Origin of the sequence: uncultured Bacillus sp., from assembly GCF_958411575.1 — a bacterium.
Lineage (GTDB): Bacteria > Bacillota > Bacilli > Bacillales > Bacillaceae > Bacillus > Bacillus spizizenii.
Genome location: NZ_CATYRA010000007.1, coordinates 116,608 through 139,439, shown reverse-complemented (window position 1 = coordinate 139,439; position 22,832 = coordinate 116,608). Strand labels below are relative to the sequence as shown.

The following is a 22,832-nucleotide window of genomic DNA, read 5'->3' as shown; positions in this document are numbered from 1 at the left end:
GAATCAAGCCCCCTTTTCCCAGCTGAATAACAGCAACTCTGATGAAAATCCCGGCCCTAATGCGCCAATCAGTCCCCGTTCTGCTTCCTTTTTATGCCCGTTCAGCAGATGCTCTCTGATCACATACAATATGGTGGCTGAAGACATATTTCCGTGCTTTTGCAATATGCTTTGTGCAGATAAAAGCTTTTCTGATGATATCTCAAGACTTTTGATGTATGCATCGATCACTTTTTTTCCGCCTGGATGTGCCAAAAAAACACTAATATCACTGAATGACAGCTGATGTTTGTCTAAAAAAACCTGTACATTTGTTTTGAGCCATTTTTCCACCAAAGTCGGAATGTCTCTTGAGAAAATGACTTTAAATCCTTGATCAGTAAAGTCCCAGCCCATAACATCTTCTGATTGTTTCATCAAAACAGATTGGGAATCCATTATCATCGGCGTAAGCTTCAGTTTTGATATTCTGCGGTCTGCCTTCTCTCCGCATAATAAGGCTGCGGCAATGCCGTCGCCAAAAAGCGAGGTGCCGATAAGATTGCTTTTCGTTTTATCTTCCGGCTGGAATGTCAGGCTGCACAGCTCAGCAGCAATGACGAGCACGAAAGCCTCAGGATACGCTTTGCAGTATTCGGCTGCGCGCGCTAGTCCGCTGGCTCCTCCTGCACAGCCGAGTCCCCAAAGCGGAATCCGCTTCGTATATGGAGAAAACGGGAGTTCATTCATGAGCCGCGCATCGATGCTCGGTGTGGAAAGGCCCGTGCTGGAGACGAAAAAAACAGCATCCACTTTCTCATAAGGGATGGCTTCTTGAAAAAAATCAGGATGTGAGAGGCACTGGCGAACAGCCTCTCTACTGTGCTTAAGTGTTTCTTCTATGTATATTTGATTTTTTTCTTCGAAGCTGTGATCCTCTTTATACCATTCAATCGGCTTGACAAATTGTCTCGAGTGAATTTGCCCGTTTTTAAAGGAGGTTAACAGCCGGTCAATATCTTTAAAGGAGTGCTGAAACATATAGCGGGCGAACTCAGTCGCTCTCTCTTGGTTTACATCGTACTCAGGAAGACTTGTTCCGATGGATAAAATAAACGCCATGCGATCACCTCTTTGCATACATTGTGCCGCAACGGTCTTTTTTATATGCAAAAAACTCCGCCGCGGCGGAGTTTAGACTGCTGTTTTTTGCTCAGTGATGTCAGCTCTTTGTTCTGTTTTTTTGGCTTTAGAAAATACGTTATATACAATATTCAAGACTACTGCAGTGAAGCTGCCGGCGACAATGCCGTTTGTTGTAAGGAGCGTTAAGGCGCTCGGAAGCTGCTTAAAAATATCAGGCACAACTGTCACACCGAGACCCAGACCTACTGAGCAGGCAACAATCAGCAGGTTTTCTTGTTTTGCAAAATCAATGCGGCTGAGCATTTTGATTCCGTAAGCGATCACCATTCCAAACATCGCCACCATTGCACCTCCCAAAACAGCAGATGGAATAATGGTCGTGAAAGCAGCGATCTTCGGAAACAGCCCAAATGCCATTAAGATTACACCCGTGACAACAATTACGGCATTTTTCTTGATTCCTGTGAGCTGTACAAGCCCGACATTTTGAGAGAATGCCGTGTAAGGAAAAGCGTTAAAAATACCGCCCAGCAGCACAGCCAGCCCTTCAGCGCGATAGCCTTTCGACAAATCTTTCTCTGTCAGACGGCGGTTCGTCAGGTCACCTAAGGCAAAGTAAACACCTGTTGATTCTACAAGGCTGACAATTGCAACGATGGACATCGTAATAATAGGCGCTGCGTGAAAAGACGGCGCTCCGAAGTAAAATGGCTGAATCATTTGAACAACTGCCGCGTCCGAAACGTTATCAAATTGAACTTTTCCCATAAAATAAGCGATGAAAGTCCCAATCAAAATACCGATCAGAATCGAGATGGATTTGATAAAGCCTTTCGTAAAACGGTATAGAAGCACAATGATACTCAAAACGATAAAGGCGAGAGCAAGATTGGAAAGATCTCCGAAATCTGCACTTCCTTCACCGCCGGCCATGTTATTCATGGCTACCGGCATAAGCGTAATACCGATAATCGTAACAACTGAGCCTGTCACGACCGGCGGAAAAAACGATACGAGCTTTCCAAAGAAAAATGAAATCAGAATGACAAGAATACCTGAAGCGATAATGCTTCCGTAAACCGCTGAAACCCCGTATTCAGATCCAATCGCAATCATCGGCGATACAGCTGTAAATGTACAGCCAAGCACTACCGGAAGCCCGATCCCGAAAAATCGGTTACTCCACACTTGCAGAAGTGTAGCCACCCCGCACATAAAAATATCAATCGATACTAAGTAGGTCAGCTGTTCGACAGTCAGGCCCATTGCTTTTCCGACAATCAGAGGAACGACAATGGCACCGGCATACATGGCGAGCACATGCTGTATTCCTAAAGACAGCGCTTTGCCAAATCCGTTTTTCATGAATGAACCTCCTGAACGAAGGACACTTTGCCTTCTTCTAAAGACTGAATTCTTGCCAAAGATTCCACCCGGTAGCCTAAGTTCAAAAGTTCATCTCTTCCCGGCTGAAATGACTTTTCAATGACAATGCCAAATCCCGCAATAGAAGCTCCTGCCTGCTTCACAATCGATACGAGCCCGTGCGCTGCTTGCCCATTTGCCAAAAAATCATCGATAATCAGCACATGATCCTGATCCGACAGGTGGGTTCTTGAGACTGCGATTTGGCTTTCTGTTTGCTTTGTAAAAGAATAAACAGACGCTGTAAGCAAGTTGTCAGTGAGTGTTAATGATTTATGTTTTCTCGCGAAGACAACCGGCACACCAAGCTTCAAGCCTGTCATTACAGCGGGAGCGATTCCGGATGATTCGATTGTCACAATTTTAGTAATACCGTCATTTGCAAATCTGGCGGCAAATTCGTCACCGATTTTCTGCATAAGCAGCGGATCAATTTGGTGATTCAAAAAAGAATCCACTTTCAATACCTGATCAGATAATACGACGCCTTCTTCCCCTATTTTCCGTTTCAGTGCTTCCATCCTGTCTTACCTCCGTTTATGAGAATAAAAAAAGCATTGCCCGCTCAAAAAAAGAGCAAGCAATGCTGATATAACAAAAAACCGTACACATGCGGTCTCATTGCTCACTCATAGTCGAACATTTACGGTGCCCGGTAGAAACTTGCGTGCCATATCCACGCGATTATATGAGTGTTCCTATGATATTGTAATAAATTATATCAAGGTTCTAATCTCTTGCATAGACGAAAAATGAAAATTCCCGAACTTTATTTCCATTTTCTGAAACATCATTCGTCTTTCAAGAAATTCCGATCATAAAAAGAGCCTGACGGGCGCGCCGCCAGGCTTTTGATTACGACAGATAGAGATTTGAATATTTGTTTGACAAATATTCAATCAAATAGCGTACATTCAGCTCTTCTCCTGTTGCATCTTTAATAATGTCTAACGGCTTTTTCCGTTTTCCATGAATGTGTACTTTTTCCGTCAGCCATTGCTTTATCGGATGAAATTCCCCTCTTTCCAAGAGAGTGTCAAATTCAGGAATATCCCCAAGCATTTTTTGTTTCAGCTGAGCCGCATACATGTAACCGAGCGCATAGGATGGGAAATAGCCGAAATCTCCTCCTGCCCAATGGACGTCCTGTAAAATCCCCTCTGCGTCCGTCTGCGGTGTAATCCCTAAATAATCCTGGTATTTTTGATTCCAAAGTGACGGCAGTTCTTCCACTGACACTTCATTGCTAAAAATCGCCTTTTCAATTTCATATCGGATGATAATATGAAGAGGATACGTTAATTCATCCGCTTCAACCCTGATAAGTGAAGGTTTTGATTCATTGATTGCCCGGACAAAATCATCCAGAGAGATGTCCTTAAACTGTTCAGGTGATGCTTCTTGAATCTTCTTATAGTACGGTGTCCAAAAATGCTTGTTGCGGCCGATAAAATTCTCGTAAAATAATGATTGAGATTCATGGATTCCCATTGATGCACCGTCTGATAAGTTCGTGCCGCTCAGTGCTTCGTCAATATTTTGCTCGTATACCGCGTGGCCGCACTCATGAATGGTGCCAAAGATCGCCGTACGAAAATCTTTTTCGTCGTATCTCGTCGTGACCCGAACGTCTCCGCGGTTCAACGTGGTTGCAAACGGATGAACAGTTTCATCAAGCCGTCCACCATCAAAATCGTAGCCAAGCTCCTGTAAAAAATACAGGCTGAGCTCTTTTTGCTTTTCTTTAGGGAACGCTTTTGTAATAAAGCTTGTATCTGGTTTATTTCCGGAAGCTGTCACCTGCTTAACAAGAGGAATAATTGCTTCCTTAAGCTCGGAAAACAGCTGGTCAAGCACCTTTACCGTGACACCCGGCTCAAACAAATCAAGCAATGCATCATAAGGATGCTCTTGATAACCCCAATACGTAATAAAACGTTTATTGAATTCAATCAGCTGCTCTAAATAAGGAGAAAACAAGCTGAAATCAGATTTTCCTTTCGCTTCTTCCCACGCAGTTTCTGCCTTTGAACACAGAATCACGTATTCCTTGTATTCAGCCTCAGGAATTTTTTTATTCTCTTCATACTCTTTTTTCGCCAGCTCCACTGCCTTTTTCGTATCTTCAGACAAGTCATCAAAACGTTCATACAGGGCATCGATTAGCTCCTTCATCCGATCTGATGTCTGGATATTAAATATATCTGTTGAAAGCTGGCCGATGCTTTCGGCACGGTCCTCTGAGCCGTTTTTGGGCGCGCCTGTTCTGGAGTCCCAGTGCATTAACGCAACTGCTTCGCTGTAATGTGAGATTCTTTTTAAAAGATCAAAAAATTCCTTTTCATATGTATGTATCTGCATATCCATTCCCTCCCTATTCTAGCCGTTCCATTACAGGCTAATGGAAGGGGGTATGAAAGTCAAATTGTTTGTATAAGAGGCTGCCGGCATTTTTGGCGGCAGCCTTCTTTGTTCAGTTGATTGTCATTTGATTTTTTGGCGGCGGTGTTTTCCGTTTTTTCTTATTGATTTTTTTATCCACCCACACTGTTGCCAGCGGGGTTAACAGCGAGGTGACGATAACGCTTGTCGCTATGATTGCAGTCGCTGATTCGGCAACTGGCGCAAACGAAGCATTCGCTTCCGCTAATGCGTATGGCACGGCAACAGCCGCCCCTGCCGTAGAAGAAGCCGCCACTCCCGCGACACCGTCTCCCCGCGCGACAAAACGATCAAGCAAAAACAAGGAGCTTCCCGATAAAATGACGACAGAAACACCGATAAAAATACCGAGCAGCCCCGATTGGATCAGCATACCAAAATTCAAGGTGTTGCCGAGGGAAAAGGCAAAAAACGGGATGATCGCCGGCACAACCTTGCTGAATAAGTCTCTGAGGTCATGATCAAGATTTCCAAGTATACAACCGAGTAAAAACGGAATGACTGTCGCTGCCAGCGTTTCCCACGGAAATGCGGCAAGTCCCGTCACACCAAACGTCACCATGGTCATAAAAGGTCCTGATTCTGTACTGATAAACGCGAAAGCGCCAGCATCCTCTTTTCTTCCCATATGGTTCATGAGCGCCAAATACAGGCCACCGTTCGTTTCATTCATCACCGCGACAATTGCTAAAACAGAAAGACCTGCAAAAAAGCCGGATTGTATGCCTTCATCAGGTATAAATTGCGCTGCGATCACGCCAAGCAGCGCCGCAAATCCGACCTTCCCCAATAATAATGTGATTCCTTTCCTTGCGATATAGCCTGAAGAACGAAAATCAATTGTCGCTCCTACGCAAAAAATAAAAACACCCAGTATCGGCAGCGTTCCGGTAATCAAAGCACCCGTAAACCCTCCAAAGAAATCCGCTGTTCCAGGCGCGAACGTATTGAGCGCTGCTCCCAGAAACAGCGGAATAATCATCATTCCGCCAGGTACCCGTTCAATTGTCGCTTTGATTTTCATATGTGGATTCTCCCATCCTCCGGTTATGAAAAAACAATCCCACTTACACTTGGAAAACAGCCTGCAAATCTTCTTTTGAACAGCTGCCCAGCTGGCTTCCGACACCGACTGCGCCAGCTCCGGCTTTGAGCCAATTCGGCACTTCTGACGGATGTATCCCGCCTGTCGGAATAAAGGTCACCTGGGGGAAAGGGCCAGCTAAATTTTTCATAAACGGGATGCCAAACACACCGCTTGGGAATAGCTTCAATGTAGTAAAACCGCATGTCAGCGCTTGCATGATTTCGCTCGGAGTCAATACGCCAGGGATATAATGTGTCTTTAAAAAAGAAAGGTGTTCAGCAAGGTCAGCTGAAAAACCCGGACTGACAATAAACTGCGCGCCAGCCTCAGCAGCTTCTCCCGCTTGCTGTGCAGTGATGACCGTGCCCGCGCCGATTAAAATATCTTCTCTATTACGGAAGGAATCGATAATATCTGAAGCCCCTGGTGTCGTATAAGTCACTTCAACCGCACGAATCCCTTTATCTAGTAAACTCTCAATCTGCTGACAAGCCTCCTGTTTATCCTTTGAGCGGATGACTGCAATCAGCCTTGCTTCTTTCAGACGGTTTTCAACGATTTCAGACTCCATATTAATAATCCCCTTTCTTTTGGTAAACCGTTCTTTGAGCAGATAAATACTCGGCTAATTTCTCCCTGGTCGGCAGGCCGTCCATATCCCCCGGTGCCTGCACTTGCAAAGCGCCAATCACATTTCCCCTTTGCACCGCATCCTTGTACGACAAACCGTCGAGGATGCCACTGATCACACCGACTGCAAATCCGTCTCCGGCACCGACTGTATCAACCACCCGGTCGACCCGGAAGCCTTCTGCAAATCCTTCACTTGTCTTCGTTTTAAAGTAAGCGCCTTCTTTTCCGAGTTTAATAGCGACAAAGCTTACACCTTTTTTCAGATAATAGTCAGCAATGCCTTCAGGTGTTTTTTCTCCGGTTAATAGCTCTCCCTCTGCGATCCCCGGGAAAAACCAGTCTGCAAGCCCAGCTAAATCATTGATTGTGTATACCATTGTTGCTTGATCAGGCCAAAGTGAAGGTCTCAAATTGGGATCGAGTGAAATCGTCTTCCCGGCGTTTCTCATGTCGTTCATTACATGATACGTGAAGTCCTTCATATCGGCTGATAAGGCAGGCGGAATGCCTGTCACATGCAAATGGCCTGCGGATTGAAAATAATCTCTCGGATATTCAGCAGAAGTTAATGTGCTTGCAGCTGAGTTTTTCCTGTAATAGGTAACTTGCGGATCGCCTTCTTTCACTTTTGACTTCAGCAGGAGACCAGTGGGATTTCCGTCCTGCGAGCGGATCACGCGGGACACATCCACTCCCTCTTTTTTAAGCTCCTGTAAAATAAATGTTCCGAGCTGATCATTGCCTACCTTGCTCATCCATCCCATCTGAAATCCGAGTCTAGCCAGGCCGCAGGCGACATTACTTTCCGCTCCGGCCAGCCCTTTAGAAAAAGTGGATACTTCATGAAGGCCTCCATATTCATTTGCGTAAAACATGGCCATCGATTCCCCGAATGTCACCGCATCAAGCTTCATCTCTTCCCAACCTCCTCTTAGTTGAGGGCACCTAGGATTAAAGTGACTGTCTCATGATGACTTCTGCCTCTAATTCAATGGTTTGAGGCGCTCCCTTGTCACCTTCAATCCTTTTTAATACACGTTCCATCGCCGTCCTGCCCATATCATGTGACGGCTGGGCGATCGTTGTAATGCCCGGACCAATCAGTTTATACCATTCCGTATCATCGAACCCAGCAATCCCTATATCTTGAGGGATACGCAGGCCAAGCTCTTCCATACAGCTGATGATTTTCAGCATAATTAAGCCGTTCAAAGCCAGAATCGCTTTTTTTTGCTCCGGCATCTCTTTGTGAAAAGAACGAAGCGCCACCTTAAGTTGATCCTTGTTTTTTACGTCAATTTCATACATTCTTACAAGCCCGTTCGCATTTTGGGCCGAAGCCATTTCCTGATACACAGTTGCTCTTTCTGCACGAGGGCTGATTGTTGAAATCGGTTCGGTAAACAGCGCGACATCAGTGTACCCTTTGCTGTAAATCTTTTGAAGAATCTCTTTTGTGATCCTTCTGTTGTCAGTCGTTACCGTATCCAGTTTCAGGTCCGGAAGTTTCCGGTCAATTAATATCGTTGGAATTTGCTGTTCGGCAAAGGCTTGCAGTACATCCGTGTTTTCTCCGGTTGCGTTTAAAATCAGCCCTTCAACCGAATGGGCTTCAAGCTTTAAGAGCATTTCCCGCTCTTTTTCAGGACTGTTATCTGTGTTGCACACCATAATGCTGTAGCCATATTGATCACAAACCTCTTCGACTCCCCTGAAAGCCGCGACCGAAAAAGGATTTGTAATGTCAGCTACAACAAATCCGATTAATTTGCTTTTTTTTATTTTCAAACCTTGTGCCATTTTACTCGGTCGATAATTCAATTCTGCAATTGCCTTTTTAATGTTTTTCACTTTTTCAGGAGAAATCGCATCAATTTTTCCGTTGATATAGCGGGAAACTGTCGATTTCGAAACTCCTGCATATTCAGCTACGTCTTTGATGGTCATATGGCCTGTTGTTTTCTTTTTCATTCAAGTGCTCCTGTATCTCAAATATTTGAAACCGATTTCAAAACCGTTACAACAAAAGAATACCATATTTTTAAAAATTAGAAAGAGTTTTTTTAATAATGTGCTTATTCACAATTTTTCCGTTGACTCTTTTCACTATTTATCCTAAAATTTTCTTTGAAACCGTTACCAAAAATATTTTCATTCAAGTGATGCTGAAATCCTAACCAAGGGGGAAATACAATGGAAAATCGTTATTCTGTACACCCTGAACAAGTAAAACGCTTTACAACAGAGGAGCTTCGCAGTCATTTCTTAATGGATACTTTATTTACGGAAAACAAACTTACGATGTATTACTCACATGAAGACCGGGTTGTCATCGGCGGCGCCGCTCCTGGGCAAAGTGAACTGAAGCTTGATGCCGGGAATTTCCTTAAAACAGATTTCTTTTTAGAACGACGTGAAATCGGGATTATTAATGTCGGCCAGCCTGGCGCTGTCAGGGTTGGTGATGATGAATATGTGCTTCAAACAAAGGATTTTCTCTATATCGGAATGGGTAATCAGGATGTAGCATTTACAAGCCTGAACGGAGCACAAGCTAAGTTTTACTTCGTTTCCGCTTGTGCTCATCACAGCTATCCGACGCAAAAAGCCGCTCTTTCTGAACTGACACCGGCACGGCTTGGCGATGATGCAGCGTCTAATGTTAGAAGCCTGTACAAAGTCATTCATCAAGATGGCATTAAAAGCTGTCAGCTAATGATGGGAATTACGATGTTAGATCAAAACAACAATTGGAATACCATGCCGGCACACGTCCATGACCGCCGGATGGAGGCTTATCTTTACCTTGATCTTGAGAAGGATTCAAAGGTGTTTCACTTCATGGGTCAGCCGGACGAAACACGCCACCTAGTTGTCGGAAATGAGCAGGCTGTCCTTTCTCCTGCCTGGTCTATCCACTCTGGCGCAGGAACATCAAACTACAGCTTTGTGTGGGCAATGGCTGGAGAAAACTACACATTCACGGACATGGATGTCGTTCCGATGGATGGGCTGAAATAAGATGAGTTATCTTCATGATGCCTTTTCATTAGAAGGAAAAACAGCGCTGGTAACAGGACCGGGAACGGGAATCGGTCAAGGAATTGCCAAAGCGCTGGCCGGGGCTGGCGCTGATATTATCGGCACATCACATAAAAGCAGTCTGTCTGAAACACAGCAGCTTGTGGAACAGGAAGGCCGAACGTTTACATCTTTTACATTGGACATGAGCAAACCAGAAGCATTAAAGGATTCTGCAGCTGAGCTGTTTGAAAACCGGCAGATTGACATCCTTGTCAATAATGCCGGCATTATTCATCGGGAAAAAGCGGAACACTTTGCAGAAGAGAACTGGCATCACGTACTGAATGTCAATCTAAACAGCTTGTTTATTCTGACACAGCTGGCAGGCAGCGACATGCTGAAAAGAGGTTATGGAAAGATTATTAATATCGCCTCTCTCCTATCTTTTCAAGGCGGTATCCTCGTTCCCGCTTACACAGCGAGCAAACACGCGGTTGCCGGTTTGACAAAATCATTTGCAAATGAGTGGGCGGCGTCCGGTGTTCAGGTCAACGCAATAGCCCCGGGCTATATTTCTACCGCGAATACACAGCCTATCCGGGATGATAAAAAGCGAAATGAGGACATTTTAAAAAGAATCCCTGCCGGCCGCTGGGGCAAAGCGGATGATATCGGAGGAACTGCAGTCTTTTTGGCATCACGCGCTTCAGATTATGTAAATGGGCATATTTTAGCAGTTGACGGCGGCTGGCTATCCCGCTGACAAATTAAAAAAGCTGACGAACTCGATCGTCAGCTTTTTCTATTACATCATATGCGGTTCAACAGGCAAGACTTTTTTGACTTCATCAATGATGCGTTCATTTTCTCCGCCAGCATAAATGTGAATCGAGCCGCTGTCTTGATTCGAACGAATCAGGCGCCCGATGCCCTGCCGTACGCGTAATAACATATATGGCAGATCAACTTCTTCGAACGGATCTTTTTTCGCCCCATTGCGTTTCGCTGTAAATACAGGATCATGAGGCGGGAATGGCAATGACCAAATGGTAACATTCTTCAACGCGTCACCAGGAATATCGAGTCCTTCCCATAAGTGAACCGAACAAAGAACTGTTTCCTCTTCCTCTTGGAATTTCTCCACTAAACTGCTGATTTCCTCATCACCTTCAAAGAAAATCGGATACGGCAGCTCCCAAGCCGCCGACAGCTGCTTAAACTCGTTTAATTCCTCAAAAGAAGGGAAAAGCACCAGTGTTCTGCCTTTATAACGTTTGATTGTTTCAATCGTTTCAGCCGTTTTTTGTTCAGCAGCAAAATCTGTTTTTGCATATAGATTAACGGTCATTTGCTCGTCATAGTCATAAGGAGAATCAACGGTTAATGACAAATAATCGTGAATCCCGAGACTGTCGGCAATATAATCAAAAGAACCGCCTTCTGACAGCGTGGCAGAAGAAAAGATATAAGGAATTTTCTTAGAAAACACTTTTTCGCCAAGCACTTCAGCTACCGTTCTTGGCATCACAACAAAGGTTGATTCTGCTTCCTTTTTCTCAAGCCAGCTGATCGCATCCTTTTGATATAGAGATAATGAATACGCCATTTGTTCAACATATTCTTCCACAACTGACAGCTCGTATTGATCAATCGTGTACATCTCAGACTCGAACACAAGAGCCTCACCAATTTTATCAAGCAAACGGCAAAGCTCGTCCGCCGCCTTTTTGACACGCTGGTCATTTTTTATTTCTAAACGGTGTGAACCGGCTACTTCTTTTGATTCTTCAGAAAGAACATAGAAAAATTCATCGTTTGCAGCAAGCGCATCTTCAATCAGTTCAGCAAACTCTTCTCTGATGTCATTTTGAAGCAAACGTTCTAAAAACAATTCAAGAGTAGACTGCTTCACTCTGTAGGTTAACGCTTTTTGTGCAGCAAACTCTAACAGATGCCCTTCATCAAATACAACTGCACTATGATCAGGCAAGAGCGGCAGCTGGCCCTCTCGTTTGCGCGATTCTTCCGTCCACACATGCTCCATATAAAAATCATGGGAACAAATGATCAAGTCCGTTGACTTGCGGTAATAATCTCTGGAAAGTGTCAAACCGCATCTGTGTCTCATATCACAAGTCAGACAATCCTGAAACGAGTCGTAGCTTACTTCAGACCATTCTTCATTCGAAAGATTTGCGTACTGCTTACGGTCGCCATACGGATAAAAGCGCTGCATCGCCTGTGATTCATGAACAAATGACGGTAATGACTCATAAAGATCCAGCCATTTATCATCATCAGATCGCTGCATCGTTTTTTCAAGCTTCTTCAAGCATAAATATTGTTCATGTGACTTCGACAGCCTTGTATCAATTTTCAGATCCAAATGCTCAGCCAGCTTTGAAATATCGCCCTCTTTTTTCACTAGCTGTTCGATTAATGTTTCATCAGCACAAGCGATAATGGCAGGTTTGCCGACATATCTTGCATAGCTGATCGCGAAAAGAAGATAAACCAGCGTTTTCCCCGTTCCCACTCCAGCTTCGGCAAACATGACTTTTTTCTCTTTAAACGCCCGCTCCAGCTGAAAAGCCATAAATACTTGTTCATCCCGAAGATCAAACCCTTTTTCGGGAAGGATATCGTAAAACACGTCACCAATCCAATTGTTCAATTCTTCATAAAAATTCTTTGTTTTCGTTAAAGAAAAAGGCAAACGTGATGTTGTCACCTAGTTCCAACCCCCAACTATTCGACATTCAGACCACCAATAATATCATTTTCTACTGATGAATACAATAAAAAAACTTGGCAATGCCAAGTTTTTTTACAACTTACTTTCGATTGATCACATGCGCCGATAAAAAAGGATGGTCTGTTGAATAAATATGTTCCACCGCTTTTTCTAAATCATTTAGTGCATGCGACATCACAGACGGAGACGAATCAGTCCCGAGCTCCTTCAGCTCGTTGGCTGTTGCATCAAGCGCCCTTTGAATGAGATTAAAATGTTCGCTGTTCAGCATGAGATCACCTCTGATGGAAATAATCATCATTGTATGCGAACTTTTCATTTTATATACATGCTTTCCGCATGTTATCGCCGCAATATGCACAAACTACATTCGATATTCCGTACCCAGAATATCCGTCTTATCAACAATATTCTATCAGGGAGTGATGTTGACATGAGTTATAGAAATCGATTAGATCAGCATTCTGAACTGTTTCATCATAATTGGACGCGGCCTAAACGTTCTAAGTCTCAAGTAAACGGTCACACTGAAATGTCCCAAACCAACATTATATTGAGAAGCAACGCGAAAGCGCACCGTTGGTAACGATAGAATATGGCTGAAAGATGAAAGAAGACGCATGCAGAGCGTCTTCTTTTTATGCGTTTTCTGTTTTCTTGCGCTGCGGTCTTACTTTTGACCAGTATTGATGATAATCCGTTTTAATAAATCCGTTAAAGAGCTTTCGTTTCTTCGTCGCTTTTCTGCCGTATGCTTCCTCAAAATTCTCATTTGATGTCAGCATATACACAGACCAAGTATCAAGCGGTTCAAACGCCTGTCCCATTTCTTTGTACATCTGCTCAACGGCTTTTTTCTCGCCGAGACGCTCTCCGTATGGCGGGTTGCCGACAATTACGCCAAACTCCAGATTTGTCGTGAAGTCTTTGACCTGCATCTGCTTAAATTCAATTAAATCTCCCAAACCCGCTTCCTCTGCATTTTCTTTTGCGATTTGAACCATGCGGTGGTCTATGTCGCTTGCAACAATCGTAAGCGGCTGGTCATAGTTCGCCTTTTCTTCGACTTCAAGCCGTGCTTTGTCCCATAGATCTTTACCGATCCATTCCCAATCCTCTGAGACAAAATCGCGGTTAAATCCCGGGGCGATGTTTTGGCCGATTAACGCGGCTTCAATCGCGATCGTTCCGGAACCGCAGAAAGGATCAACAAATGGACGGTCCGGGGTCCAATTGGTTAATTGCACTAAAGCGGCAGCAAGTGTTTCTTTAATCGGCGCGCCGCCCTGGTCGACACGGTATCCTCGTTTGTGGAGGCCTGTCCCTGACGAATCCAGCGTAATCACCGCCTGATCTTTCAATAAAGAAATTTCCACCTTATACTCGGCACCTGTTTCTTCAATCCAGTCATTGGCTTTGCTGGACTGCAGCTTAAGCTTTTCAACAATTGCTTTTTTGACGATCCGCTGACAGTCAGGAACGCTTGCAAGTGTTGATTTTACTGACTTCCCGATGACAGGGAATTTTCCGTTTTCAGGTATAAATGAGCGCCAGTTAATCGCTTTCGTTTTTTCAAACAGTTCATCGAATGTTTTCGCTTTAAAAGAAGCTACCTGAACTTTTATGCGGTCGGCTGTTCTAAGCCAAAGGTTCGCACGGCAAATAGCAAGCGCATCACCTTCAAAAATAACCTTTCCGTTATCAACTTTGCATTCGTATCCTAAATCTCGTACTTCCTTTGCGACAACAGCTTCAATGCCCATCGGCGCCGTTGCAATTAGTGTATACTTCTTCATCGTATCACCCTGTCTTTAAAACTTTTCTCTTTTCAAGATAAAAGCTCTCCTTATAGGGAGAGCTTGTTTTCATCATTTAAAATGTAAGTGGTCTAACGTTCTGTAAGCCATGTTTTGTTCCGTCGTACTGCAAACGGCTCATCACCTCGTACTCGGGCGGCAATCATCTATCTACAGAAAGCATTCTGTCCTTCTCTCCGTTGAATTCCGTTAAGAAGGTTCCCCTACCAAAATTTGGGTTTCTCGCTCGAGGGGTTTACCGCGTTCCACTCTCACCATTTCTAGTGAGACTTCGTCACTGTGGCACTTTCAAGGATACTCAGCCATATCCAAAGGACGTAGGCTTTTTTCCTGCCGTCAGCCTATCAAGGCTGCCCTAGCTTATGACTTCGCTAGGCACGAACACTACGGGCATCTCAGCACCGTGCGAGCATGGACTTTCCTCTACAGATTCAAGATCTGCAGCGATTACCCGAACGTTAAGAACATGAATTATTATATAACAACTGATTGCAATTTACAAGCGCCATTTTTTTCAAGCGCGATCAATCATAAAGCTTGCTGCCAAAAACGTGTTTTTCTAAGTTGGACAGCCGTTTTAAAATATCAAAATTCGTTGTGTTAGATTGCACAGGCTGTTTTTTGCTGGCTTCTTCAAGCTGTTTTTTCAGCTGCAGATTTTCCTGCTGCAGTTCTTCAATTTCTTGATGGAAGGTTTCATAATCCTTAATAATCATATCTAAAAATTTGTCAACGTCTTCTTGCTTGTAGCCTCTAACGCCTGTTTTAAATTCTTTTTCCAAAATTTCTTTCGCAGAAAGCTTTACTTTATCAGCAAGCATCTTTTTCACCTCGTATCGTGAATCATTACATATATTTTTTCAGAAATCTGTACGGTTGTCAAATTTCTCTTATTGCTATGAGTAGCTGTCTTCCTCTACTGTCACTCTCAAGTCATCCATTGTGATAAAGTAAATGGGATAGCCATCCTGTTCGCGTCTCTTTTCAGCCGTCTCAAGCATGTACCTTGGAGAACCTTCCCTCTCAGGATCATATAAAAGCATCAGCGCGTCTGATTTTTCTATGAAGAACTGATTTTTTTGTTTAAATTGTAGCGGGCTTTCATACGGCCTGTGAGTCAGGCTTTCTTCATAGTCAGCCTGTGCCAGAACAGCTTCATAAAGCTCTTTATTAGGCTCTTTCCAGTTCTTTTCCTGATCGTAAAAAGGAGTAATCACAGCTACCTTTAAATCAGGGTATTCCTCCTGCAGATCATATGCAGCTTCAGCCGCCCACAGTTCCGCTCCAAGCTGGCCCGATATTAAAATCCATTCTAAGCCCTCATCTAAAAGTCCGATCAACCGGTTTTTGATCGCTTTTTTTATGTAATACAGTGCCTTATCATCCTGTTTAAAAATCCCGAGTTCAAATGGCTTGTATCCTGTTACTGCCAATACTTTCATTACTTCACCTGCTTTAAAAAATGGGGCTCCCATTGGGCCCCATTTTGATGTGCTGTTTATTTACACCATCAAGCTGCACGTTTCCATACTAGTCGCAGCAAGGTTTTCCTGCTTGAAAATGCTGATGCGTTGCCGGATCAACATTTGAGAAAGTATGTGGAAAGTAGTGAACGTGCTGAAAATGCTGGTGATTTACGTTTGTTGTGTGCTGTGGGTGAATATGCGGCACGATAGTATTTGAAAACGTATGGTGTTCACAGCAATGAGTAGGATGGACAATCGGCGCCATCATGTGCGGTCTGCAGTGATGCATGTTTAAATCCCCTTTCCATAAACTTTATTACAATACTAAGTTATGAAAAATAAGGGGTACATGTTCTAATGCAAAGACCTATTTTAAAAGTGTACAATTAAACTGTCTTTAAAGTTTGAAAACACAAAAGCAATCAAAAATACCACAACAAAGAACAAGTAAAAAACACCCTTATACATACCAACTCTCCCTTTAAAAATAACTACCGTCATTTTACAGGATTCGCCGCTATTCTACAACAAAATCAATGTGAATTCAGCAAAAAAAATTCATGGCGAAACAAGTCGTCTTTTGCGCTTTCCCGGGGAATATTTAAGAGGAATATTTCCTCTTCAGCCGGGCAATTCTTACTTGCAGTTTTTCTGATTCTTTTTCTGATAAGAATGCCGCATCACTAAGTAATTGTTCTGCTATATACAATGCTTTGCCAAACTCTTTTTTCTTATGCTCAAAATATTTCGCGAGCTCTATCACAGCAGTGTATCTGCACTTCTGATTTTGGGAGCGGGACAGCTTTTCCCAAAGCGGCAATGCTTCTTCCAATCGGTTTTGTTTTTTGTACAGGAGCGATAAATCCAGCCGGGCTCTGTCCTGATCCTCAAACGACTTTTCTTTAAGCCTTTCCAGCTGTTTGACCGCTTGGTCCGTTTCTTTATGGGCCATAAACCATTTCGCCATGGCATAAGCTTCACTGTGCTCAATGTGTTCTTTTGGCGCATAAGATGCTGACAGAATTTTTTTAGACATATGAATGTACAATGAAATGAGCGATAACACATCCATTTCATTATGATGCAGGACACCTTTTAAAAGATCAGGCTCTTGCGCCTTGATAAAATGAAAGTAAAGCATTGGCGCCAAGTAGCCCGGTGTGTCTTCTTGTCTGCGAATGCCGAGCTCCTCTTTTTCAACCGTGCCAAGTGATACGCGGTCCATTTTGTGTTTCCACAGGCGTCTTGCTCCATGCAGAAGGTCAAAGTGACCGAACTCCGGGAGCTTCGGAAGTCTGTCACGGATCAACGTGTGCCTTGTTTTCACCTGCGGCCAATCAAAGGCTTTTCCGTTGTAGGTTACAAGTGATGTAATGTCAACCTCGCTTAAAAAGCTTTGATACAAGGCGACTTCATTCCCCGGTTTGGGCAAAAGATGCTGTTTGACTGTCACTCGGTCTTCATATACTCTCGCATGGCCGAGCAAAAAAATGGTATTTCCGGCTCCGCCTCCAAGACCAGTTGTTTCTGTGTCAAAGAAAAAGAGACTGTTTTTGTTATACCCTTTTGCTGACAATGTATGCGACAGGCTGCTTTGATTCCACAGTCTGATCACTTCATCAAGCTCAGAAAAACTATATAACCCATGGCGGTGAGTAAGAGGATATTCTACTTCTCTGATGAGGCAGTATTCATCTTCGAAAAAAAAAGGCTTCATGCCAAAAGCCTCCCACTCTTCTAAAAACGGGATTTCAGCGAAATTGTTTTCTTGTTTGCCTGCTTCTATTTTATGTTCTCCTTCGTCAAGCACCATATGCTTTTTCATTCGCTGGAGCTTCCCTTTTAATGACATATCTTCCCCCTCCTTACGCCATTTGATCCAACAGCCGCAAAATTTCTTCCTTTGCTTTTATCCCTTCTATTTCGGTACCTATACAAGATGGACAGCCGTCATGACAAGGACATTGCTTAATGAGCTGTTTTGCCGCTTCATTAATGTCTGAAAAACGTTTGAAGACTTCCTCAGCCAAACCGATGCCGCCCGGATAATGATCGTACAAAAAGATCGTCGGCAATCCGGTATGGGCTGCTTTGATTTGAGAAATGACATGAACATCGTTTCGGTCACACATAATATACACAGGGACAATATGCTGCAGCACATTTGAGATGCCAAGAAGCAGCTGTTCCAGCGTCTTTTCCCCGATGTCTTCATCTGCTGTTTTGATTTCGAGCCAAGCTGCACTTGTATGCAGTTCTTCTTCCGGCAAATGAATAGGACCAGACCCGATATTTTCAAAAGTGGTCATTTTAATTTTTTTAAAAATGGTCGGCAGGGCATTGACAGTGACGTCACCATAGTGCAATGACGTACGGCTTTTTTCCTTCGTTTTATCAATTTCTAATACTTTTAGCTGAACTGCCAGGTTGGCATCCGTGTAATATTCGACATCGACTTTTCTGACATAAGCCTTTTTATGGTCCCAATCGAGCTTCTCTACTTGATATTGAACCCCTTCATGCAAATAAATCGCTTCATCATGCAAAAGCGTCATCGCGCTAAAACGATCCATTTCACCGATAATCCTTACATTTGCAATGTCCGATTGATCAACAATAACGACATTTTCCTGTGATGCGGAACGCAAACTGATATTTGATGCAGGAAATGATTCACTTGCCCAATGATACCGTTCGCCATTCCGGTGAAGAACGGCCTCTTCCTGAAGGTACTCAAGAATATCACTTACATCCATCGGCCCAAACTCTTCATCAGCTCTAAAAGGAAGCTCATAAGCCGCACACTTTAAGTGGTCTACTAAAATAATCAAATTCTCCGGATTGATTCTTGCAGATTCCGGCGAACGGTTAAAGAAATATTCGGGATGCCGCACAATATATTGATCGATCGGCGTTGAATTGGCGACCATAATAATCAAAGACTCACCGTGTCTTCTGCCGGCTCGGCCCGCCTGCTGCCATGCACTTGCCACACTTCCAGGATAACCCGTCATCACACACACTTGCAGCTGGCCGATATCAACACCAAGCTCCAAGGCATTCGTACTGACCACTCCTAAAATTTCACCTTCTCTCAGACCTCTTTCGATTTCTCTTCGCTCTTTCGGAAGATAGCCTCCTCGATAGCCTCTGATTGACTTTGTCCCAATCTCTTTTTTCACAAGCTCTTGAATATGGCTTAAAATAATTTCCACCCGGACTCTGCTTCTGGCAAAAACAATGGTCTGCACTTTGTTTTTCAGGAACTCTTTCGCCAGTTCATTCACTTCTGCTGTTGCGCTCTTTCTAATATTCAACGGTTTGTTCACAATTGGCGGATTATAAAACACGAAGTGCTTTCGTCCGCTCGGGGCGCCGTTGTCTTCGACCAGCCGCATCGGTTTGCCCGTCAGCTGCTCTCCCAATTCCTTCGGATTGGCAATTGTTGCGGAAGTACAAATAAAAACCGGATCACTTCCATAGAACCGGCAGATCCGCTTCAGCCGCCGGATCACATTCGCCACATGGCTCCCGAAAACGCCGCGATACGTATGAAGCTCATCGATGACGATATACTTAAGGTTTTCAAACAAACTGACCCATTTCGTATGATGCGGAAGAATGGCAGAATGCAGCATATCGGGGTTTGTAATGACAATATGACCTGCTTTTCTCACCTTTTGTCTGATTGCCGGAGACGTATCCCCGTCATATGTAAAGCTTTTAATATCAATGCCCATTTCATCAATGATTTCATTTAGCTCGCTCTTTTGGTCTTGTGCCAGCGCTTTAGTCGGAAATAAATATAGCGCTCGGTTTGTTTCGTCTTGGGCGATGGACTGCAGGACTGGGAGATTATAGCATAACGTTTTTCCTGATGCGGTTGGCGTTACGGTAACAATGCTTTCTCCTTTTAGCACATATTGAAAAGCGGAAAATTGATGGGTATATAGTTCATCAATGCCCCTTTTCGAAAGGGCTGCTTTTATTCTTTCATCTATACTTTCAGGCATCGGCCTTGTTCTTGCCTCACGAGGCTCAATTTCATGCCAATTCACAACGTTTTCATTTCCTTTTAACTCAGAAATGAGCTCAGTCAGTGATTTCTTTTTCATTCTTTACACCTCTTTGTCAAGTACAGTTTACCGAATATTTGTTTGCATGGCTAGGTGCAAATTTTATACAATCGAACAAAAAAAGCAAGGCATACGCCCTGCTTATTTCGCTTTTATTGTAAGGAGCTTTGTTTTACCTTTGTTAGCAGCCTTTTCGCCTGCCGGCACAATTGATCCTACAGCCTCACCATTCATAATAACGATCGGGATGACTGTACTGCTCGCTTTTTCTCTTATTAATTCCAAATCACACGTAATCAGCGGGTCACCGACCTTCACTTTGTCCCCTTCTTTGATGTGGGCAGTAAACCCTTCTCCGTTCATATTGACCGTTTCCAGCCCGACATGAATTAACAGTTCAATTCCTGAGCGAGTCCGAATGCCAACGGCGTGTTTGGTGTGGAAAATCTGAATCACTTCACCTTCAACAGGTGAAACGATTTCACCGTTTGACGGTTCCACCGCTATTCCTTCCCCCATCATTTTCTGTGAAAAAACAGGGTCCGGCACATCTGTCAGGTCCATTACCGTACCGTCTGCCGGAGAATAAATAACCTCTTCTGTCACTTTTTCCTGAGTTTTGCCCATTCCGAATAATTTTTTCAGCAATGTGTTTTCTCCCTTCTCATTCGCTTCAACCGTTATCCCTTCATTCACCACTATTTAACCACACTTTCAATTTTGCTTCAATTTATAACAACATCTGGCATAGGCGCATAATCTGGATAAAAAAGGCGGTGGCAGATTTGGAATTCAATGATGACAAAAAGAACGAACTGCAAAAGAAAGAAGAAATCATCACGGAGGCAATGGATCATCTGTTTCAATCCTCAGCATTCGGCAACCTATTAAACGGATTTCAAAACCTGATCAACTCGAGTGTAAAGGATGTACAGACTACCATACATGTCAGAGAAAGAGATACCGGGCTGTATGTCGATATTACAATTCCAGCGACGTTTCGTGATGGCGAGATCGTCGTTGATATTAAATCAAGGTATCTACATGTAACTCTCCAAGAGAAACAGAAACAGCAAAATGAGGCCACTTTTACAAGCATGACGAGAACGGTTCAGCTGCCTTATGAAGTACACCAAGAAGATATGGAAACATCTTGGAACGAGCAGACAATGACACTTTTCTTTCCGAAAAATAAGCATGAATGAACGATTCATTCATGCTTCTATCATTTGAAAAAGCTGGTAAATCCCTTTATTAAAGATCCGACCTGATTCATTGCACTCATCACTTGACCTGTCGTATCCATCATTTTATTAAAATCAAACTGCCCGTTGGCTTTTTTGAACTGCGACATAATATTTTGGAATTGTGAGGGCTGCTGCTGATTAGGCCTTGGGATTGGATAAGGGTTGGAAAATACAGGCGGCTGCATAGGCATAGACTGATTCGGAACATACGGCTGATAATATTCGTGCTGCCCATAATGCTGCTGCGGGAAGTATTGCCCAGGTGAAACCTGCTGATAATATCCCTGCATTTGCTGAGGATAATAATAGCCCATTTGCCGAGGATAGCTCTGAGAACTCCTGTTCATTGCGATTCCCCCTAAACTCTACATGTTTCTCTTCTATATATGTATGAATGAAATCTATTGTTTGTGTCACAGGTCCTGATTCGAGCGTTTGTCAAATTGTGTCGAAAGTTTAAATTTTTTAAAAACAGAAAAAAGTCGAATCATTATGGTACCATATTTTCAATACAGATGAGAGGGGATGCACCATAATGAACGTATCATACTTAAGCAAACGTTTTGCAGAAATGAAGAAATATGAAACAGACTGTATGAATAAACTGATGGACTTTGCCAAGTTCCTCTATATTCAAGGACATCTCAGCACAACTGAGTTTCGTAACAGTATGAAGGTTCTCGAAGCAAATGGAGCAGAAAGCCCGGCATATGAGTTGAATTAACGTCCGGCCCCCTATAACAAACTTAAAAGAAGACAGCCTTTACCGGCTGTCTTCTCTTGCAATTTCATCCTTTACTGCGTGCAATGTATAAAGAACTGACTCAGTAATGTCCTTGAATCGTTTTTTATGAATATGATGAACATATGATTGGAGGACCAATTCCAGAAAATTATCCTTTACGGTCTCGATTTGCTCTTTATGCACATATTTCGGACGGCGGGCTTTTATCAATTCAAGCGCCCCTTGCGCCCAGCGAGCCGCCAGATCATCATTCTCTTCAACTGCAGGCTTTATCGTCTCAAAAAAATCATAAGAAAGATCACTGTCTTTTCCTTCCTGATATCGATCAGCACCTTTTTCAGCAGCTTCAATCATTTGCTCGGTCATTTCCAGCAACGTTTGTGATTGCAATACCCTTCACCTCAATGCATATCGTACCAAATTTCACTCGCAAATTCAGCCGATACGGTATACCTTTTCAAACGCATACCTGTGTTGAGGCGATTGACAAAGCTCGTTTATACAAATATGAAGGTCCATGAGTTCTTCTTCCAGCACACTCAGGCGATCGTTTTCCGTTTCCCGTATCTCAGCCTCAAAGGCCATTAAAGAATGATTCAGGCTTTGCTCAGCTCGTGTTAATTCATCTTCTATATCAGAAAGCATACGGAGAATATCTGTTTTGCTTACATAACCGGACATTCGTGTACCTCCCTTTCCTCGTCTCTCCCGGTTAACATTCTTTGCTCTTCAGGCTCTTTCCTTCCTCATGACAAAACTAGAAGCAAATCGCCAAACAAACAGGCATTCCACGAAAAGCTGAAGTTTTCGACAAAAAGACCCGCAAAAATTGTATGATCCTCTCCCTTAATGCAAACGATACTTGTGAGGAGGTGCCGTATGAAAACAAGACCGAAAAAAGCCGGCCAGCAAAAAAAGACTGAATCCAAAGCAATCGATTCTTTAGATAAAAAACTAGGCGGCCCGAACCGCCCTTCTACGTAAGAAGCA

27 protein-coding genes, 1 other RNA gene and 1 riboswitch are annotated in these 22,832 nt (G+C 43.5%); of the genes, 6 read left to right on the top strand and 22 right to left on the bottom strand.

What is annotated here, in order from left to right:
* Nucleotides 1–3: 3 nt before the first annotated feature.
* The 8 genes from Q5C82_RS13180 to kdgR form a co-directional block, all read right to left on the bottom strand.
* Nucleotides 4–1,101, bottom strand: coding sequence for a type III polyketide synthase (locus tag Q5C82_RS13180; RefSeq protein ID WP_003218267.1), 1,098 nt, complete (start codon nt 1,099–1,101; stop codon nt 4–6).
* A 72-nt stretch (nt 1,102–1,173) separates the two neighbouring features.
* Complete coding sequence (pbuX, locus tag Q5C82_RS13175; RefSeq protein WP_003218270.1) at nt 1,174–2,490, bottom strand: xanthine permease PbuX; 1,317 nt, start codon at nt 2,488–2,490, stop codon at nt 1,174–1,176.
* On the bottom strand, nt 2,487–3,071 hold the full coding sequence (xpt, locus tag Q5C82_RS13170; RefSeq protein ID WP_003218272.1) for a xanthine phosphoribosyltransferase: 585 nt from the start codon (nt 3,069–3,071) through the stop codon (nt 2,487–2,489). Before xpt ends, pbuX begins: the two co-directional genes overlap by 4 nt.
* Before the next feature lie 91 nt (nt 3,072–3,162).
* Nucleotides 3,163–3,262, bottom strand: a riboswitch (purine riboswitch).
* A 143-nt stretch (nt 3,263–3,405) separates the two neighbouring features.
* Complete coding sequence (gene ypwA, locus Q5C82_RS13165; protein WP_003218274.1) at nt 3,406–4,911, bottom strand: carboxypeptidase; 1,506 nt, start codon at nt 4,909–4,911, stop codon at nt 3,406–3,408.
* A 112-nt stretch (nt 4,912–5,023) separates the two neighbouring features.
* Nucleotides 5,024–6,016: a 2-keto-3-deoxygluconate transporter gene (gene kdgT, locus Q5C82_RS13160; RefSeq protein WP_003218276.1), complete on the bottom strand. Its 993-nt coding sequence runs from the start codon at nt 6,014–6,016 to the stop codon at nt 5,024–5,026.
* A gap of 43 nt (nt 6,017–6,059) precedes the next feature.
* Nucleotides 6,060–6,650, bottom strand: coding sequence for a bifunctional 4-hydroxy-2-oxoglutarate aldolase/2-dehydro-3-deoxy-phosphogluconate aldolase (gene eda, locus Q5C82_RS13155; protein WP_003218278.1), 591 nt, complete (start codon nt 6,648–6,650; stop codon nt 6,060–6,062).
* A gap of 1 nt (nt 6,651) precedes the next feature.
* Nucleotides 6,652–7,626: a 2-dehydro-3-deoxygluconokinase gene (kdgK, locus tag Q5C82_RS13150; RefSeq protein WP_003218280.1), complete on the bottom strand. Its 975-nt coding sequence runs from the start codon at nt 7,624–7,626 to the stop codon at nt 6,652–6,654.
* 37 nt (nt 7,627–7,663) lie between these two features.
* Nucleotides 7,664–8,683 carry a pectin utilization transcriptional regulator KdgR gene (gene kdgR, locus Q5C82_RS13145; protein WP_003218282.1) on the bottom strand — a complete coding sequence of 340 codons (1,020 nt, stop codon included), beginning with the start codon at nt 8,681–8,683 and terminating at the stop codon, nt 7,664–7,666.
* Nucleotides 8,684–8,905: 222 nt separating this feature from the next.
* Between kdgR and kduI the strand changes: the two genes are divergently transcribed.
* Both kduI and kduD read left to right on the top strand, forming a co-directional pair.
* The gene (gene kduI, locus Q5C82_RS13140; protein ID WP_003218284.1) at nt 8,906–9,733 is read left to right on the top strand and encodes a 5-dehydro-4-deoxy-D-glucuronate isomerase; all 828 of its coding nucleotides are present in this window, start codon (nt 8,906–8,908) and stop codon (nt 9,731–9,733) included.
* 1 nt (nt 9,734) lies between these two features.
* Nucleotides 9,735–10,499 (top strand): 2-dehydro-3-deoxy-D-gluconate 5-dehydrogenase KduD, encoded by a 765-nt coding sequence (gene kduD / locus Q5C82_RS13135; RefSeq protein WP_003218285.1) that lies wholly within the window; start codon nt 9,735–9,737, stop codon nt 10,497–10,499.
* Between the two features lie 42 nt (nt 10,500–10,541).
* On the opposite strand, the gene Q5C82_RS13130 is transcribed toward kduD, so the two are convergent.
* Together Q5C82_RS13130 and Q5C82_RS13125 are read right to left on the bottom strand one after the other, a co-directional pair.
* Nucleotides 10,542–12,467, bottom strand: a complete 1,926-nt coding sequence (locus Q5C82_RS13130) for an ATP-dependent DNA helicase (protein WP_003218286.1) — start codon at nt 12,465–12,467, stop codon at nt 10,542–10,544.
* A gap of 103 nt (nt 12,468–12,570) precedes the next feature.
* Entirely contained in the window at nt 12,571–12,762 is a 192-nt protein-coding gene (locus Q5C82_RS13125; protein ID WP_032727420.1) for a hypothetical protein, read from the bottom strand.
* Nucleotides 12,763–12,924: 162 nt separating this feature from the next.
* On the opposite strand from Q5C82_RS13125, the gene Q5C82_RS13120 reads away from it, so the two are divergent.
* A complete protein-coding gene (locus Q5C82_RS13120) occupies nt 12,925–13,077 on the top strand; it encodes a YpzG family protein (RefSeq protein ID WP_010327933.1) in 153 nt (50 codons plus the stop codon).
* 52 nt (nt 13,078–13,129) lie between these two features.
* Here the strand turns inward: Q5C82_RS13120 and Q5C82_RS13115 are convergent, their stop codons facing one another.
* The 9 genes from Q5C82_RS13115 to Q5C82_RS13075 all read right to left on the bottom strand — a co-directional run bounded on the left by Q5C82_RS13115 (nt 13,130) and on the right by Q5C82_RS13075 (nt 20,498).
* Nucleotides 13,130–14,287 carry a class I SAM-dependent RNA methyltransferase gene (locus tag Q5C82_RS13115; RefSeq protein ID WP_003225631.1) on the bottom strand — a complete coding sequence of 386 codons (1,158 nt, stop codon included), beginning with the start codon at nt 14,285–14,287 and terminating at the stop codon, nt 13,130–13,132.
* Between the two features lie 98 nt (nt 14,288–14,385).
* An RNA gene (gene rnpB / locus Q5C82_RS13110) (RNase P RNA component class B) lies at nt 14,386–14,767 on the bottom strand.
* 65 nt (nt 14,768–14,832) lie between these two features.
* Nucleotides 14,833–15,129, bottom strand: coding sequence for a cell division regulator GpsB (gene gpsB, locus Q5C82_RS13105; protein WP_003225629.1), 297 nt, complete (start codon nt 15,127–15,129; stop codon nt 14,833–14,835).
* 75 nt (nt 15,130–15,204) lie between these two features.
* Nucleotides 15,205–15,750 carry a DUF1273 domain-containing protein gene (locus tag Q5C82_RS13100; RefSeq protein ID WP_003225627.1) on the bottom strand — a complete coding sequence of 182 codons (546 nt, stop codon included), beginning with the start codon at nt 15,748–15,750 and terminating at the stop codon, nt 15,205–15,207.
* 88 nt (nt 15,751–15,838) lie between these two features.
* Nucleotides 15,839–16,063 (bottom strand): spore coat protein CotD, encoded by a 225-nt coding sequence (gene cotD, locus Q5C82_RS13095; RefSeq protein ID WP_003225625.1) that lies wholly within the window; start codon nt 16,061–16,063, stop codon nt 15,839–15,841.
* Nucleotides 16,064–16,146: 83 nt separating this feature from the next.
* Nucleotides 16,147–16,275: a hypothetical protein gene (locus tag Q5C82_RS13090; RefSeq protein WP_014114173.1), complete on the bottom strand. Its 129-nt coding sequence runs from the start codon at nt 16,273–16,275 to the stop codon at nt 16,147–16,149.
* A gap of 100 nt (nt 16,276–16,375) precedes the next feature.
* Nucleotides 16,376–17,626: a ribonuclease H-like domain-containing protein gene (locus Q5C82_RS13085; RefSeq protein WP_003225621.1), complete on the bottom strand. Its 1,251-nt coding sequence runs from the start codon at nt 17,624–17,626 to the stop codon at nt 16,376–16,378.
* A gap of 13 nt (nt 17,627–17,639) precedes the next feature.
* Nucleotides 17,640–19,889, bottom strand: coding sequence for an ATP-dependent helicase MrfA (mrfA, locus tag Q5C82_RS13080; protein WP_003225619.1), 2,250 nt, complete (start codon nt 19,887–19,889; stop codon nt 17,640–17,642).
* A gap of 102 nt (nt 19,890–19,991) precedes the next feature.
* Complete coding sequence (locus Q5C82_RS13075) at nt 19,992–20,498, bottom strand: PTS glucose transporter subunit IIA (RefSeq protein WP_003225616.1); 507 nt, start codon at nt 20,496–20,498, stop codon at nt 19,992–19,994.
* A gap of 137 nt (nt 20,499–20,635) precedes the next feature.
* Here Q5C82_RS13075 and Q5C82_RS13070 point away from each other — a divergent pair, with 137 nt between their 5' ends.
* Nucleotides 20,636–21,055: an Hsp20/alpha crystallin family protein gene (locus tag Q5C82_RS13070; protein ID WP_013308008.1), complete on the top strand. Its 420-nt coding sequence runs from the start codon at nt 20,636–20,638 to the stop codon at nt 21,053–21,055.
* Between the two features lie 20 nt (nt 21,056–21,075).
* On the opposite strand, the gene Q5C82_RS13065 is transcribed toward Q5C82_RS13070, so the two are convergent.
* Nucleotides 21,076–21,444 (bottom strand): YppG family protein, encoded by a 369-nt coding sequence (locus Q5C82_RS13065; RefSeq protein ID WP_003225613.1) that lies wholly within the window; start codon nt 21,442–21,444, stop codon nt 21,076–21,078.
* Between the two features lie 188 nt (nt 21,445–21,632).
* Here Q5C82_RS13065 and Q5C82_RS13060 point away from each other — a divergent pair, with 188 nt between their 5' ends.
* Nucleotides 21,633–21,821, top strand: coding sequence for a YppF family protein (locus tag Q5C82_RS13060; RefSeq protein ID WP_003225611.1), 189 nt, complete (start codon nt 21,633–21,635; stop codon nt 21,819–21,821).
* Nucleotides 21,822–21,860: 39 nt separating this feature from the next.
* Here the strand turns inward: Q5C82_RS13060 and Q5C82_RS13055 are convergent, their stop codons facing one another.
* On the bottom strand, nt 21,861–22,232 hold the full coding sequence (locus Q5C82_RS13055; protein ID WP_003225610.1) for a YppE family protein: 372 nt from the start codon (nt 22,230–22,232) through the stop codon (nt 21,861–21,863).
* A gap of 45 nt (nt 22,233–22,277) precedes the next feature.
* Entirely contained in the window at nt 22,278–22,523 is a 246-nt protein-coding gene (locus Q5C82_RS13050; RefSeq protein ID WP_003225608.1) for a DUF5446 family protein, read from the bottom strand.
* Nucleotides 22,524–22,721: 198 nt separating this feature from the next.
* On the opposite strand from Q5C82_RS13050, the gene sspM reads away from it, so the two are divergent.
* A complete protein-coding gene (sspM, locus tag Q5C82_RS13045; RefSeq protein WP_003225606.1) occupies nt 22,722–22,826 on the top strand; it encodes an acid-soluble spore protein SspM in 105 nt (34 codons plus the stop codon).
* Nucleotides 22,827–22,832 lie beyond the last annotated feature (6 nt).